The sequence below is a fragment of the Robinsoniella peoriensis genome (genome assembly GCF_000797495.1).
Taxonomy (GTDB): Bacteria; Bacillota; Clostridia; order Lachnospirales; family Lachnospiraceae; genus Robinsoniella; species Robinsoniella peoriensis.
Genome location: NZ_JTGN01000014.1, coordinates 78841 through 95078 on the forward strand (window position 1 = coordinate 78841; position 16238 = coordinate 95078).

A 16238-nucleotide genomic window follows, 5' to 3' on the forward strand; every position below is an offset into this window, starting at 1 on the left:
GATCTTCTCACTACAGCTTGTTTCTTCATTCTACTACATATATTTTTGGTTACAGCACTAAAGCCAGTTAGGTCTATGAACAGGAACACAAGTATACTTTAATCTTATTTCACACATTTCACACTGCACTGCAGAAACACACTCTGCTGCATCCTAAAACAAACAGCCCGTCACAGCCCTAGGGGCTCCACCAGGCTGAGAAAACCAGCTTTGTATCAACGAATGCTATCTCGGAAAGATGGGTGTGGGAAACTGGTATGGGCGGAGGAAGCGTAGAGCAGAGCTGAGTATTTACTTACCTTTCCGAAGTGTTTTTTGGCGGATAGTATTCGACTGGCTCCCATCGGATACTAAGCGGGCACTGAACCGAGAAATACATCAGGATTTCTCGGTGAATGCCCGCGTGCCGTCAAAAAGCGCTTCGGAAAGGTTAGAAAATACCAGTTCTGCGGCCAGCTGACGGAGCCCATGCCAGTTTCCCACACCCATCTTTCTGTTGCACCATCTCCATCTACAAAGCGTCCCTTAATCAGCTAAACCCATATTTAAGCTGAATTCATTCGCTCTAGCAATAATGAATCCCGCTCCAGTAAACATGCTCTTTTACAATCGTTTCCGGCAGCAGCTCTACGCCTTCTAATGCCCACTTTTTAAACTCCGTAAATCCCACGCGGTCAATGATATATCCCACATGTTCTTTACCGCCCGGTGCATTGCGGTCAATGTATTTTTCCACAAATTTATAGGTGTTTAAAATAACCTTGATAATTGTATCTTCATCCACCCAGACCATAAAGTCTTCTCCCAGTCTGGGATTTCTCTTTCCGGTACGGCCCATGATTGTCAGACGGTAATACTTTTGTTTACTCCTGGTAAATGCACGGGTTGGACATTTTGTAACACAGACGCCGCATCCTACGCATTTTTCTTCATTTCTTACGACCTTTTCATTTTCTTTTGAAAGTGCCTTTACCGAAAGCTTATCACATCCTTTGACACATGCTCCGCAGGTAACACATCTGGTTGGATCATACTGCGGAAGTGTCATCCCGATAATTCCGAAATCATGCATTCTTGCTTTGATGCAGTCGTTGGCACATCCGGTGAGGGCAATTTTAAAGTGCAGGTCATTCGGAAAAATTGCATCCTCTATTCTTCTGGCAAATTCAGCTGTATTATAATTACCGAAAGGACAGACACGGTTTCCGATACATGCAGATACATTTCTCGTTCCGGAAGATGGGTATCCGGTATTGGGATTGATCTGGTTGGTTCCAAGGTTTTCGATAATCGGTTGGAGCATTTCATTTACTTTATCAATATCATCTAATGAAATTCCTTCTATTTCAAAGCCCTGTCTGGTTGTCAAATGCACATTTCCATTGCCGTATTTATCAGCGATCTCCTTTACCATGCCTAAGACTTCTGCATTGCATTTTCCGCCCGGAACTCGCACTCTGGATGCGGTGATACCCCGTTCCTTAGAGATACGGTAAGCATTTTTCTTTATCTTTTTTGTATTAATATCCATTCTGACACCTCCTTAGTCAAATAAATTTTTGCCTTTGGTATAGTTAAATACCGGACCATCCAGACAGATATAGGTATCGTCCATTTTGCAATGACCGCATTTGCCAATTCCGCAGCACATTTTACGTTCCTGGGAAATCCAGATCTGTTCTTCTTTTATACCGCGCTTCTGCAATTCCATTACGGTAAATTTCATCATAATAGGAGGACCTACTACGATTGCAGCAGCCTGATCCAAATCACGGATTTCAAGATCCGGAATATAGGCGGTAACCATCCCCTCTTTATAACCGGGCTCATCTGCTTTATCTACCGTGATCGTAAGATTCATCTGATTTTCCCAGCGTTTGATACTGTCCTTAAACAGAATATCCTTTGGTCCCTTAAAACCGGCAATCACGCTCATACCTTTCGTTTCACCAATATGATCTCCAAAGTAATCAATGACACCTTTTACCGGGGATACTCCGGTTCCTCCGGCAACAATAATCAAATCTTTCCCCTTGTAATCTTCCAGTTCAAAACCGTTTCCATAGGGACCGCGCATAAACAGACTCTGCCCAACCTGATTTTCAAAAATCTCATTGGTCACTTTCCCTACTTTACGAATTGTCAGATCTACATAGTCCTCTCCAATGCCGCTGACGGAAATCGGCGCTTCTCCGAATTTAGGGATGGACACTTCAAAAAACTGACCCGGTTTTACATCTCCCACATAAGCCATCCGAAAGGTATATTCTATTTCTGTATGCTTCTTTACCTCTTTAATTTCTGATAAAAAAGGGATATATTCATTACACATTTTCATTTCCCCCTTCCTTTTCCTTTGCTAATTTGCGGATACATGCAATATAAGAAATGTATTCCGGACACACATCCTCACAGCGTCCACAGCCTACGCACATATGATAGCCAAAACGTTTTTTATAATCGTATACCTTATGTAACACCTTGAAACGCATCCTTTGGCCCTGGTCTTTGCGGAAGCTGATGTTTCCAGCCATGTCCGTAAATCCATCCACCTGACAGGAACCCCAGACTCTTCGCCTCTCGCCTGCTTTCGGATTGTCCTTATAGAACACATCCTGCATGGTAAAACAGGTACAGGTCGGACAGACGAAATTACAGCGCCCGCAGCCGATACATCTTCCCGCATACTCTTTCCAAAACTCTGCATCCTGGATTCCGGCTGGCAAAGTTTCCGGGATTTCTATTTTTTCTTCATTTTCTGTTACGAAATCAATTGTACGCTCTTCTTGTTTACTTTCAAAACCCTCTAGCTGAGACTGCAGTTCCTCATTCCTGCAATCCAGATATACGTGTCCTTCATCCATTTTCAGATATGCATCATATCCTTCCGCCTGATTCGTTCCCATACTTACGCAAAAACAGGAGTCAAAAGAAGTGGTACATCCCATCAAAACAAACCGGGTATTTTCCCGAATCCGTTTATAATAATAATCCTCAACTCCGTTTTTCAGATAAATTTCATCCAGACGTTTTAATGCATGCAGATCACAGCTACGTAACAGAATGATTTTTTTCTTCTCATCCTGATCCGGGACCTTCATTTCTTTCTCCGTAAAATAAAGAATGGTATCTGAAACAGGCAGCAATACCTCCTTAAAGCTGTACTCCGATTTCTTATCCCATACGATATCGCTAAAGGATTTGATCTTACCATAGCGGATTACATCCGTATCTGAAAAGCAGCCTTCTCCTTCGAATACCATGGGTGCATAAACATCGTACGATTCTGACAATCTGATCAAAAACTGATCTGCTTCTTCTCTTTTTAAAAGATTTCCCATAGTCTTTTTCCTTTCTTATATATTTATTACCCTTTTTTATTTTAAAGTGTGCCTGAGCGCAATTTAAAAGTTTGGGTTATTTTCCAGTCGCTCTATGCCTTATAAAATGCCGCCAGTTCATCCGGCATAGGTAGAATAAAATGCCGGTTCTTATAGATCAGCAGCTCTCTGCTGCTCAGATTCTTACATGCCCGGGATACATTTTCCCGGGGAGCTCCCAACAGATCAGCCAGCAGGTTCATGGTCAGCTCCACATCAATTTTAATTCCATCCTCTGTTTCCACGCCGAAGTCACGACCCAGCTTCCAGAGCTTTGCAGCTATCTTGCGTTCCAGGTACATATTGCCTGTGGTATTTTTCAATTGATGGCTCATTCTCCACAGATAGCGCTCGTAGGATCTCATTACCGCATGCATCAAAGCCGGCTCCTGGTCCATCCATTTTAAAAAGTCCTTTTTTCTGATCTGAAGCAGCTTTAACGGACAGACCGCTTCACAAAATACTGATACCGGCTTTTCACTTAAAATATTATGATTGATCAGATTCCCTTTTCCCAGTATGAAAATAATCTTGCGATTTCCATGTTTCGTTATATTGTAAATAGATGCTTTTCCACTGATAATAATATACACAAAGTTCACATTATCCTTAGCATGAAAAATGACCTCTGGCTTTTCATAAGATACCACCATGGACTGGTTTAAGATCGTCTGAATCATGCTGCAGGGGATTTCCTGGAAAAAATCTAATTTTTTCATTTCATTTATGGATATCTCTTTCATACAGGTGCTCCTTATCTCTGATTATTTTTTTCTCTGCTTTGCTATCACGCAGTAAGGAACAGCTACGAAAAAGATTCCTCCAATCATATTGCCCAGTGTAACCACTAAGAGGTTGTACACAAATCCTCCCAGGCTGACTGCAAAAGTATATGGATCAAAAAGTCCCACGGTTAAAAGAGTCATATTTGCGATGCTGTGCTCAAATCCAACCGTAATAAACACAAACAGACACCAGAAGATCATGATTAACTTACCTGCTTCGGATTTACATTTAAATCCGCACCATACTGCTATACATACCAGTATATTACATAATATCCCTCTTGTCAGCAATGGCAAGAAAGAAACTGCCATCTTGGCTTCTGCTGTCTTTGCTATGAACTCTCCAACCGGACCATTTGCAAGTCCCGTAACATGATATAACGCACCTATTATAACAGAACCCAGCAGATTCCCGACCCAGCAGACTACCCATAAAGCCAGGGTATCTTTCAATGTCACTTCTTTTCTGAATAGCCCAACGGTCATAACGAAATTATTGCCGGTAAACAACTCTGCTCCTGCAATCACAACAAGGCTCAGAGCAACGCCAAAACATGCTCCCATAACAATCTTAGTCGCCGGTGAGCCTGCAGCATTTAAAAGCCCTCCTGCAGTAAATATCAGCAATATACCAAATCCTATGTACATCCCTCCAAATATAGACGCCAGAAAATAGCCCAACGGATTATTTTTTAGCAGACTTACCTTCGCTTTTGATGCATTTCCTACAAGTCCTACTTCCTCTTGAAACATATAAATCTCCTTCCTTTTCCTCTTGTGTATCATTTTTATTGCTTTTCTTAATTATTATATCCCAGGAGGATTCATCAGTCGGTGATGATCGTCACAGTTTGACAAAAATTAATAAGCATAAATTGTTCTGCAGTTCAAGGAAGGATGTAATGTTCTCTTGAAGCATTCCCCCATCTGTGTTATCTTTATCAGTAGTATTTCATTAATTATGGCAAACCCAGAAAGGAATTATTATGATCGACTTTAAAAAGGCAAAAGAAGAATTTGAGAAATACTTAGATGGCTATGACCGCAATAACGATAAGATCAATCTGAAAATCATACATACCTATGGCGTCATGGACTATAGTCAGGAGGTGGCAGACCGAATGAAGCTTTCACCGGAAGATGTCGGCCTGGCAAAAATTATCGCTCTGCTGCATGATATCGGAAGATTTGAACAATTAAAACGCTATGACAGCTTTCAACCGGATACCATGGACCATGCCTCCTATGGAGTGCAGATTCTGTTTGAAGATGGAATGATCCGCCGTTTCGTAGAAGACAGTCAGTGGGATGGAATCATTAAAACTGCAATTGCACATCACAGTGATTTTACCCTGCCGGTTATAGACGATTCCCGCACTTTACTTCATTCCCGACTGATTCGGGATGCCGATAAGTTAGATAACTGCCGGGTGAAACTGGAAGAATCAATTGAAGTTCTTCTGGGCGCATCCCCGGCTGAAGTAGGACTATCTTCTGTCAGCCCGGCTGTTGCCGACAGTTTCTTTCGAAACGAATCTGTCCTTTCCTCTGACCGAAAAACACTGATCGATTACTGGATATCCTATCTGGCTTATTTCTTTGACATTAATTTCCGGGAAAGCCTGCAGATTATAGAGGAACATCAATTTATCAGCCGTATCATAAAACGCATTCCCTATGAAAATCCTGACACCTGCAAAATCATGGATGAAATGCAACATACATTGAAAGAATATGTCGGCAAAGCCTAAAAAAGATACCATCAGCACCGCTTGTGATAAAACAAGACGGATTCTGATGGTACCCTGTAGCATTTCAAGTTCTGTTTATTTCTTATCTCTTATTTCCACCCATCTCTCAAAAACAGCATCCTCAAACATGCAGTGGTAAATTCTGCTTAATTCCTCATAGACATTTACTTTGTCTTCCCCGTTAAATGGCAGTATCATGGTTCGGTATTCTACACCGAACAGCTTACTTGTGATCTCCGTCTGATGCAGTCCGTTTTTCTCATAGAACGCAATTCTGCGCAGCATGATCCCCAGATCTACTTCTTTTTCTGCAAAATCAGGATTTTCTACCTCCAGGATAATTCCTTTCACATAAGTCATATTGTTTGCAAGCAGTTCTAAGAACAGGCTGCCGTATCCACCACACCTTTTATCTCTGCATATTGCAAAATAATCCAACAGAACATAATGTTCTTCTCCTGGTGTTACAAAAAGTGCATAGCCTGTCAGCTCTTCTTCCTTAAATAAACCATAGGCTGAATAAACTCCTTCATTCCACATACCCTCGATACGTGAAAATGGTTTTACCTCTGCTTCAGGAAAATCAAAAACCAGGTGTTCTGCATAAATTTCCCTGACTTGTTCCAGTGTTAATTTTCTTAAATTCATTTCAATTACCTGCCGCTTGTTTGAACATACCAATCTGTGCATAGATTCTTCAGACAAGCTCAATCTTTCTAAATATTTGCTTCCGAATTAAAGCTTTGTATTCGCTATTATACCTTAAAAAACTTTAAAAAACAATATAGTTTTACTGATTAAGACGCTTTGTGACGATAACTTCCATCCCCGCAAAGCGTCTTATTCAGCAAAACCCAAATAGATCCGTAACGAAATACTTGTATCTTTCAATCTTTTACTGTAATATGTTTTTTAGAAAAGAACACCTATAATTTGCTCTAAAGAAAGGATCTGACATAGATGAAAAATTCAAATGATCTGCAGCGTCTGCTTCAAACAATTGATCACAAAAGCTATCCCGCATACAAAGATACCCGGGGCAGCTATGATTTTAGCACTTACACCTTAAATATCGACCATGTTCAGGGCGATCCTTTTGCATCACCCTCCAAACTCAGCGTGACTGTAGACGGCAAAAAAGCGGGATTTCCTTCCGTCTTATTTGACTGCCCGCATAAACGCATTGCTTTACAGGATTATCTGCTTCGTTTATTTAGTCAGAAAATCAGCCAGTATAATTTCAAGGCAAAAGGTTCCGGCAAAAGCGGATTGATTACCGTCAGCCATTGCGGACAGGAAATATTGGAACGGACTGCCTGTGAAATAGATCCATCCACGGGTAAGGTACTCGTCAGATTTGAAGCCGGTTTTCCGGCAAACGGAAGAACCATCAACGCCTCCCAACTGATTCGTATTCTCTTTGATTTCCTACCGGATTGCGTAAACAGTACGCTGTTCTATGGCAAATTAAATCCCGGGAAAGTACAAGCAGTGATCTCACTGGCAGAAGACCAGAAGTATATCCGGGAACAGCTTCCCCTGCTGGGACTTACTGCTTTTGTTGCAGATGGGTCTATTCTGCCAAGAGAATCCGGTGTTTCAGCCAGACCCATGAAGGATGGAATTGCTTTTGTTTCTCCGGAATCCTTAAAAGTTACGCTTACGCTCCCCCACCGCGGAAGTATCAGCGGAATGGGTATAAAAAAAGGAATCACCTTAATCGTCGGCGGTGGCTACCATGGTAAATCCACTCTTTTAAAGGCCCTGGAACTGGGCGTTTACAACCACATTTCCGGTGACGGACGAGAATATGTCATAACGGAGAATTCGGCATTAAAGATACGCGCCGAAGACGGCAGAAGCATTAAAAGCACAGACATTTCAATGTTTGTCAACAATCTGCCAAACAAAAAAGATACCACCTCATTTTGTACGGAAGATGCCAGCGGCAGTACTTCCCAGGCGGCAAATGTCATAGAGGGAATGGAAAGCGGCACTTCGCTCTTTCTGATTGATGAAGATACCTGTGCTACCAATTTTATGATTCGGGATGAACTGATGCAGCGTGTTGTAAACCGGAATCAGGAACCGATTACTCCTTTTATTGAAAGAGCTCGTTATCTGTTTGAAGAAAAAGGAATCTCCTCCATTATAGTTGCCGGCAGTTCCGGATCCTATTTTCATATCGCAGACTGTATTTTGCAGATGGACCGATACGAACCTAAAGAGATTACAGCATTTGCCAAAGAGGAAGCTCAGGCATTTCCCGCAGTAACACAGCCGGAATCAGTACCACCTATGCCTTCCTACAAACGTGCCGCCAGTCCCAACCCCGATGTCAAAAACAACAACCGACTGAAAATGAAGACTATGGGTAAAGATTCTTTACTGATTAATCACGAAGCAATAGACTTACGCTTCGTAGAGCAGCTTGTAGATTCCGAACAGACAGCCGCACTTGGCTACATTTTGGCATATGCCGAGAACCACCTGCTGGATGGCAGAAATGACCTGCGCAGTATTGTCTCAACCATACGCCGTATGGTTGAAAGCAAAGGGCTGTCAGGCATTGTATCCGGCAGTTACCTCCCCGTGAATCTGGCTATGCCAAGGGATCAGGAGATTTTTGCCTGCTTTAACCGTTACCGGTCTTTCCATTTATAAGTTATCTAATATTTCCACGGATACCTCAGGCTATAGACACATAAATGTAAAGAAAATGGATGTTTACAAAAGAATGGTTTCAGGAAAACCTCCTGAAACCATTTGTATCCAGTCTGACCCCAGCGGCTCGTGTTACAGCCATCTTCCATTCTGATTAATTCAAATCTGCAGGAAATTTTATTCCAAGCTGCCTGCGCGCTTCATCAATCATCCACATAGTATTAAGACTGGCCTCATGGTAAATCTTAATTTCTTTTTCTTCTTTATCATTCATAAAACCCATAAACCTATTTAATTCATACTGCATATCATCCTGCAGTCCTTCTGCAAATAAGCACTCTTCTTCCCCTGTATAATAACGGATTTTTACTTCTTCCGGAATGTTAATATGCGGAATGATCATACATCCCTTTTCCCCTTGAATTTCACTGACCTGATAACTGTTAGTTATCTTAGAATAAACGAGTTCCGCCAGAAAGTCGCCATAATCTGCGAGCACAGAACCCGTACCATCAATGCTGCCCTCCAGCTGCACACCAACAGCTTTCATTTCTTTTGGTTTCCCAAACAAATAAGACGCAGCATAAATACAATAGGTTCCTATATCCATAATCGCCCCATTTGACAACTCCGGCTTAAATGCATTTTCAACAACCCCCTCTTTGAATTTGTCATATCTGGAAGAATACTGGCAATAGGTAAAATGAACCCTGCGCACTGTTCCAATTTTCTTCATTCCCTCTTCCACCGCCTTCATACCGGGAGTAAAAACAGGACGCATAGCTTCCAATAACACTTTATTATTTTTTTGTGCCGCTTCCAGCATTTTCTTTAATTCAGATGTATTAGAAGCAATCGGTTTTTCACATAGGACATGTTTTCCTGCATTTAACATCTGAAGAGACTGGGAAGCATGTAAAAAAGTAGGACTTGCGATATAAACTGCATCTACATTTTCATCTGCCGCCAGTTCTTCCAACGTAGTATACGTTTTGGGAGCTCCATACCGGGCTGCATATTCTTTTGCCCTCTGGGCTGTTCTCGAATATACCCCATACAGCTGAAAACCGGCACAATGTTCTGCGGCTTTTAATAACCGGTCTGTTATAAAATTTGTTCCAATAACTGCGAAATTTATCATTTGTTTCTTCCTCCTCTTATTTGTTTATTCGATATGTTTTATAAGGTTAGAAAATACCAGTTCTGCGGCCAGCTGACGGAGCCCATGCCAGTTTCCCACACCCATCTTTCCGTACACTACCTACATCTACAAAGCGTCATTACTCAGCGAAACCCAAATTTAAGATAAAATTATTCACTGCTTATTCTTTATAATTTATTATTTCATCAAAAACATTTCCGGCTGCCCTGATATTCGACTCATTTCCCACCGTCACCACAGCTCCTCTTTTCAAAGCATCCCCTATGGTGTTTGCAGCAGCTTCCCGATCCTGCAGCGATGCGTTTTTAATATCTTCTATCATATGATTCACCACAGCCGGATCTGCGCCGCTTATGGACAGACGCATATCCCACATTCTTCTGTCAAGAATACCCAAAGGCTTTGTCACAAGACCATATGCATTTAAAATATAACCATCCAGTTCTTCTTTCGTAATCTCCATCCTCTTTAGAAAATCTGCCGTACCCGCAAAAATATCCAGAGTAGATTTTACATTGGGATCCCCATAACTGTAAAGACAGAATGTTCCGTCTGTAGGATCTCCTACCGTGACCCCTGCACTATAGGCATCTGAACGGAAACGGATCTGAGGTATGATATACTTGTCTTTAGCCGCCATTAAATATGGCAGATATCTCCCTTTAAAATTTTTATCGCCCCTGAAGTCTCCCACTGCAGCACTGTATTGATTTGAAGACTCCACGCAGATTCCCTTCTTTCTCTTAGCATCCATAAAATCACCGTAGTTCAGCATCTTCTTTTTCAGTACCGGCAGCTGGCTGAGTTTATCGACCGCCGTTTTCTCTATCTTTGACAGTGCTTTGGAAGCTGCTGCAGATGCTATGATAAGCTTCTCTCTATGCATCACACTCTTCTTTATTTCTTCTAATTTAACTACTACACTGCTAAGATAGTCTGCATCCTGCTCCAGTTTTTGAAGAATCTTTTTCAGGAAACGATATAAATCCTGTCCGTTTACCGCATTATAAAACCGGGCACTGTTCCTGATATACCCCAGTGCCAGATCTTCCGCCAATGTCATGGGGTCATCGGTTCTGGACAAATCATAATCCGGAAGGGATTTATTTAATACCCGGATCATTTCTTCTCTTTGATGAAACTTAATATTACCCATCACTTCCAGGAGAAAATCCAGTGCGGTTCCATAATCCTCTGTCAGCCCCTCCCAGCTCACCACTAACATGGGCCTGCTGTTTTCCCCAGCTTCTGCTCCGGGATACAGTTCATGAACCGATAAATCATATAAGTATTCTTCTGCAATATTTTTCTGCTTGTCTGCCGTGTACTTTTCAGTATCCAGTTCTGTAAGCAGCAATTCATAAAGTGCCAAGTAGAAGAAATCCTCTTCCGGCACGGAACTGATATCAAAATAAATCCGAAAACTGCCCGCATGTTCAATCGGTGCCGCACAAGTATAGCTTACCATATCCCCAAATTTTTTCTTTCTATAAGAAGTTGCCTTTTCCAGATCCGGCAGTTCCTTTGGTTGAATCATAAAACTGCTGTTACTTTGTTCCGTTTCATTCCATTCCCGAAACTTCCTGGTATCTTCTACCAGTTGCTGTCGCTGCCCCACTGACATAGACTCTTTCATCTTCTTCAGATAATCATCCCGTTCCTGCTCCATCTGTTCCGCCAGCCCCGGCTTGGGTATCGTCACAACAAAAGCACTCCGTTTGGGCACTAAAGCTTCTTTTACCAGCCGTTTTAAAATCAACTGCTCCTTATCCCGGGAAATTCTGCAAAAGCAGTCCTGATATCTGCTATGATAATCGATTCTGCCTGTACTGGTCCAATAGGTGGCAATTTCCTCCGAAACGTCAACTGCCACAGCAGTTGCCTCCCGCATCAGTGATTCTGCAAGTTCTCTGCTCTTCATACATGCCCGGTATATTTCCGGACTGAATCCATTTTCGGACAAATCTTTTAACGCCCTGTTTAGCGAATCTTTAAACGACTCCTTCTGCATTACATCCGCATCCAACAGGCGGAATACCAGATAGGGAAAAGAAGTATCTACATTAATAAAAGCGGTCATAGAATTATGAAGACCTGCCTTTTTTGCATAATCATGCCATACAAAACTTTCATTATTCATCATATCGGTAATAAAGCCCCAATATATTAAATCATCCCAGGAACACCCGGACAAATCCACGGCATAATCCACAATAGAAGCATGGTCTGCGTTATCTTCTTCATATGCCGGGCTATCCACTATCTGTTCCACATAGCCGGGCCGGACCTGCTCGTTGGTATATTGGCTTAAATCGATCTGTTTCCTTTCCGATTTGGAAAGATATTCTTTTTCTATGAAGTCCATTACTTTTTTAAAGTCCATATCTCCATAAAGAATGATCAGACTATTGCTGAAAGAGTAAAAACGTTCATAAGTCTGCAAAGTATGCTCATAAGTAAGTCCCTTATAATTCAGGTGGGCTTTCCCAATACAGTTTGAGGCATATAAGCCGGGATACAATGCATGAATCAGATTATCATCTGCATTACTCTCAACATCTGTCAAATAACCAAAGTCTTCACTCAGAACCGTTCCCTTCATGAGAATAGGACTATCCACATCTTCCAGTTCATACCGCAATGCTTCTCTTTTAAAGAAATTATCATTCTTTAATATATCGGGACTGACCATACAGCTTAAGTAAACATCCATCATTTTTATCAACTGGTCTTCACTCTTACTGCACACCGGATAAATCGTGAACGTTGGATAGGTAAAGGCATTAAAAAAAGTATTATAACTCTTATTACCCATATCAAAGAAGATATCCTTGCTGGGATATTTTTCGGAAGATGCCAGAATTGCATGTTCAAATACGTGATTGGTATCTGTTTCATCCACATATGGAGTCCTATAGATAATACTAAATCCCAATTCCGGATCATCGTTTTTTATACATGCTGCCTGGGCACCACTCCTTTCATGTTCAAATAATGTAATATCAGCTCCTAATTGTCCGATCACGCTTTTCTCTTTTACCCGAAATCCGGATACCGGATCTGTCATTTCTAAAATATTGCTATTTTTCTCTGTCACTATTGTTTTCCTTTATACATATTAAAATTTATAACTATTTATAATATAGTCGATAAATTCAGAATACGCAACCATTTACTCCTATCTTGCAGTACCTCAAGGGATTTCCAGAACCATATCCCCCCGTATTCACACTTTAATTTAGAAAACCTGTGCATTAACGAACAAATCCTGATTCCTGAATGAAATCATAATTCATGACATTAAATTTACACTTCAATACATTTATGATCTTAAATAAACACAAAGATAGTATTATATATCTGCGTTTAAACAAACCTTACATGTCATCAAATTTACAGAATATCTAATTAAACATAAAAGAGGATATAAAAAATGAAAAATAGGAATTTCATTTGTCATCATGTTTAGCCTGTTAGCTTCACTGATTCCCATATTCATCAAAAACTTTTGAGTAATTTCCACTTTTTTGTCAAATACTACAGATATAATGCTGCAAATACAATTCTGCCAGGTTTAAAAAATATTTTTCCCTTGACATTTTCTCAATTTTGTCTTATCTTTATTAAAGAAGTAAAAGGGAGTAGCTAACACGCAAGTGTTTACGATGTCGTCAGTACGATGGTTTCCATCCGTATCGTAACTAAGTAGCGAGACTTTTATTGCAGCGTGAATTGTATGCAATAGGAGGATCGTTTTTTTTATGCATACAAGGAACCATATAAAGGAGGCATTCATATGAAGAATTATTACACCCTTTCCAAAGAAGAAGTTATGGAACAGGTAAATGGCAGCAGTGAATATCTGACCACTGATGCAGCCATTGCAAATCAGAACAAATACGGTAAAAATGTACTGGTTGAGGGAAAAAAGAAAAGCACTTTACAGATTTTTCTGGAACAATTCAAAGATTTCTTAGTTATTATCTTAATCGTTGCCGCTGTCGTATCCGGATTTTTAGGAGATATTGAGAGCACAATTGTAATTCTTGTTGTTATCACCATAAACGCAATATTGGGTACTGTCCAGACGCTGAAAGCAGAACAGTCACTGGATAGTTTAAAGACACTGTCTGCTCCATCCGCCAAGGTTATGAGAGACGGTATTGTACATGAAATTCCATCCGCCGAGGTAACCATTGGTGACCTGGTTGTTCTGGAAGCCGGGAATTATATTCCAGCAGATGGACGTATTATTGAAAATGCAAGCCTTAAAATAAACGAAAGCGCTCTTACCGGTGAAAGTGTCAGCGTAGAGAAGACGGATCAGGTACTTTCAGGAGAAAAGCCTCTGGGTGACCAGACTAACATGCTGTTTTCCGGCAGTTTTGTAACCTACGGAAGAGGATCTTTCCTGGTTACCGCAATCGGTATGGAAACGGAAGTGGGCAAAATTGCCAGTCTTTTAAAATCCACTTCTGAGAAAAAAACCCCACTGCAGGTTAATCTGGATAACTTTGGGCAAAAACTGTCCATACTTATTTTAGTAGTCTGTGCTCTGGTATTTGGAATTAACATTTTCCGTGGAAATCCAATCGGAGACTCCTTCTTATTTGCTATTGCATTAGCTGTAGCCGCCATACCGGAAGCCTTAAGCTCGATTGTAACCATTGTGCTTTCTTTCGGAACACAGAAAATGGCAGCGGAACATGCGATTGTCAGAAAGCTGCAGGCAGTGGAAGGACTGGGAAGCGTTTCTATTATCTGTTCGGATAAAACAGGTACACTGACCCAGAATAAGATGACAGTAGAACATTACTATATTGACGGAAAAAACATTGCAGCCAAAGACATTGATTCTGGAGACTCTTACCAAAAACAACTATTATATTCCAGTATTCTCTGCAATGATTCTACGAATCTGGACGGAAAAGAAATCGGTGATCCTACGGAAACTGCACTGATTAACCTTGGTGACAAGGTAGGCGTGGCAGCACTTCCTACACGTGCAAAATTCCCGCGTATCAGTGAAATACCTTTTGACAGTGACCGTAAGCTTATGTCCACCTTACACAACATTGACGGACGAATCATCATGATTACAAAAGGTGCCGTAGATGTATTAAGCAACCGTCTCACCTCCATTCAGAAAAAAGGGGAAGCCTGTCCGTTTACTCCGGAGGATGCTGAAGATCTTGCCGTAATGAATGAACACTACTCCATGAATGGACTTCGAGTCCTGGCATTTGCATACAAAGTCCTGCCTGCACCTGCATCACTTTCCGTGGATTTTGAAGACGACCTTACTTTCCTGGGATTGATTGCCATGATGGATCCGCCGCGTGAAGAATCCGCTGAAGCGGTTTCAAAATGTATTCAAGCCGGTATTAAACCGATTATGATTACCGGTGACCACAAAATAACTGCTGCCGCGATCGCAAAAAGAATCGGTATTTTAAAAGATATCTCGGAAGCCTGTGAAGGTGCAGATATTGAAAATCTCTCCGATGCAGAGCTTGAAAATTTCGTAGAGCACATCAGTGTATATGCCAGAGTTTCACCGGAACATAAGATCCGTATAGTCCGGGCATGGCAGAACAAAGGCAACATTGTATCCATGACCGGCGATGGTGTTAATGACGCACCTGCACTGAAACAAGCGGATATTGGTGTTGCTATGGGAATTACCGGAAGTGAAGTTGCAAAAGATGCTGCCTCTATGGTATTAACCGATGATAACTTCGCTACTATCGTAAAAGCAGTAGAAAATGGACGTAATGTCTATGCTAACATTAAAAATTCCATCAAATTCCTCTTATCCGGAAACTTTGGTGCGATTTTAGCTGTACTTTACGCTTCTATCATGGCACTGCCGGTACCTTTTGCCCCGGTACACCTGCTGTTCATCAACCTGCTGACAGACAGTCTCCCGGCAATCGCCCTGGGTCTTGAGCCTCATACCGGCGATGTAATGAAAGAAAAGCCCCGCCCAAAAAATGAATCTATCCTTACGAAAGATTTTCTGGTTGGAATTGGCGTGGAAGGGCTCTCTATCGGCGCTACTACAATGATTGCCTTTTTACTTGGCAACAGTGCAGGCGGTGCAGCCGTTGGAAGCACAATGGCATTCGGAACACTTTGTATGGCAAGACTGGTTCATGGATTCAACAGTAAATCCGACCATCCTGTAATCTTTACGAGAAAGTTCTTTAATAACAAGTTTTTGATCGGCGCTTTCTTAATTGGTTTTGTCTTAATCAACGCAGTACTCCTGACACCAGGCTTACACAGCGTATTTAAGGTTGCTGACCTGAGTATGCAGCAGCTGTTTACCGTTTATGGTCTGGCTCTTGTCAATCTTCCGGTTATTCAGGTATTAAAGGCAATCAGAAGCCGTAGAAAATAGAACATCGCATTGAAACAAAACAAGCGCTTCCGGGAGAACAAATATTTGTTCCCGGAGCGCTTGTTTTGTATTTCACTTGATTTGATTTCAATT

11 protein-coding genes are annotated in these 16238 nt (G+C 41.4%); 3 read left to right on the plus strand and 8 right to left on the minus strand.

Features of this window, described 5'->3' with window-relative positions; all coding sequences use genetic code 11:
• Positions 1–565: 565 nt before the first annotated feature.
• The 5 genes from asrC to QR40_RS23790 form a co-directional block, all read right to left on the minus strand.
• Positions 566–1531: a sulfite reductase subunit C gene (gene asrC / locus QR40_RS23770; RefSeq protein ID WP_044297065.1), complete on the minus strand. Its 966-nt coding sequence runs from the start codon at positions 1529–1531 to the stop codon at positions 566–568.
• Positions 1532–1543: 12 nt separating this feature from the next.
• Positions 1544–2332, minus strand: a complete 789-nt coding sequence (asrB, locus tag QR40_RS23775) for an anaerobic sulfite reductase subunit AsrB (protein ID WP_044297109.1) — start codon at positions 2330–2332, stop codon at positions 1544–1546.
• The gene (asrA, locus tag QR40_RS23780) at positions 2325–3341 is read right to left on the minus strand and encodes an anaerobic sulfite reductase subunit AsrA (protein ID WP_044297066.1); all 1017 of its coding nucleotides are present in this window, start codon (positions 3339–3341) and stop codon (positions 2325–2327) included. The genes asrB and asrA overlap by 8 nt, the downstream gene beginning before the upstream one ends.
• A gap of 92 nt (positions 3342–3433) precedes the next feature.
• Positions 3434–4123 carry a Crp/Fnr family transcriptional regulator gene (locus tag QR40_RS23785; protein WP_027294730.1) on the minus strand — a complete coding sequence of 230 codons (690 nt, stop codon included), beginning with the start codon at positions 4121–4123 and terminating at the stop codon, positions 3434–3436.
• A gap of 21 nt (positions 4124–4144) precedes the next feature.
• Positions 4145–4918, minus strand: coding sequence for a formate/nitrite transporter family protein (locus QR40_RS23790; RefSeq protein ID WP_044297067.1), 774 nt, complete (start codon positions 4916–4918; stop codon positions 4145–4147).
• Between the two features lie 236 nt (positions 4919–5154).
• On the opposite strand from QR40_RS23790, the gene QR40_RS23795 reads away from it, so the two are divergent.
• Positions 5155–5916, plus strand: a complete 762-nt coding sequence (locus tag QR40_RS23795) for an HD domain-containing protein (RefSeq protein WP_027294732.1) — start codon at positions 5155–5157, stop codon at positions 5914–5916.
• A 75-nt stretch (positions 5917–5991) separates the two neighbouring features.
• On the opposite strand, the gene QR40_RS23800 is transcribed toward QR40_RS23795, so the two are convergent.
• Positions 5992–6564, minus strand: a complete 573-nt coding sequence (locus QR40_RS23800; RefSeq protein WP_044297068.1) for an N-acetyltransferase — start codon at positions 6562–6564, stop codon at positions 5992–5994.
• A 312-nt stretch (positions 6565–6876) separates the two neighbouring features.
• Between QR40_RS23800 and QR40_RS23805 the strand changes: the two genes are divergently transcribed.
• On the plus strand, positions 6877–8580 hold the full coding sequence (locus QR40_RS23805; protein ID WP_044297069.1) for an ABC-ATPase domain-containing protein: 1704 nt from the start codon (positions 6877–6879) through the stop codon (positions 8578–8580).
• 154 nt (positions 8581–8734) lie between these two features.
• Here the strand turns inward: QR40_RS23805 and QR40_RS23810 are convergent, their stop codons facing one another.
• Complete coding sequence (locus tag QR40_RS23810) at positions 8735–9721, minus strand: Gfo/Idh/MocA family protein (RefSeq protein WP_044297070.1); 987 nt, start codon at positions 9719–9721, stop codon at positions 8735–8737.
• A 181-nt stretch (positions 9722–9902) separates the two neighbouring features.
• Positions 9903–12839 (minus strand): insulinase family protein, encoded by a 2937-nt coding sequence (locus tag QR40_RS23815; RefSeq protein WP_052431032.1) that lies wholly within the window; start codon positions 12837–12839, stop codon positions 9903–9905.
• 699 nt (positions 12840–13538) lie between these two features.
• On the opposite strand from QR40_RS23815, the gene QR40_RS23820 reads away from it, so the two are divergent.
• Positions 13539–16145 (plus strand): cation-translocating P-type ATPase, encoded by a 2607-nt coding sequence (locus tag QR40_RS23820; protein WP_044297072.1) that lies wholly within the window; start codon positions 13539–13541, stop codon positions 16143–16145.
• The last annotated feature ends 93 nt before the right edge of the window (positions 16146–16238 follow it).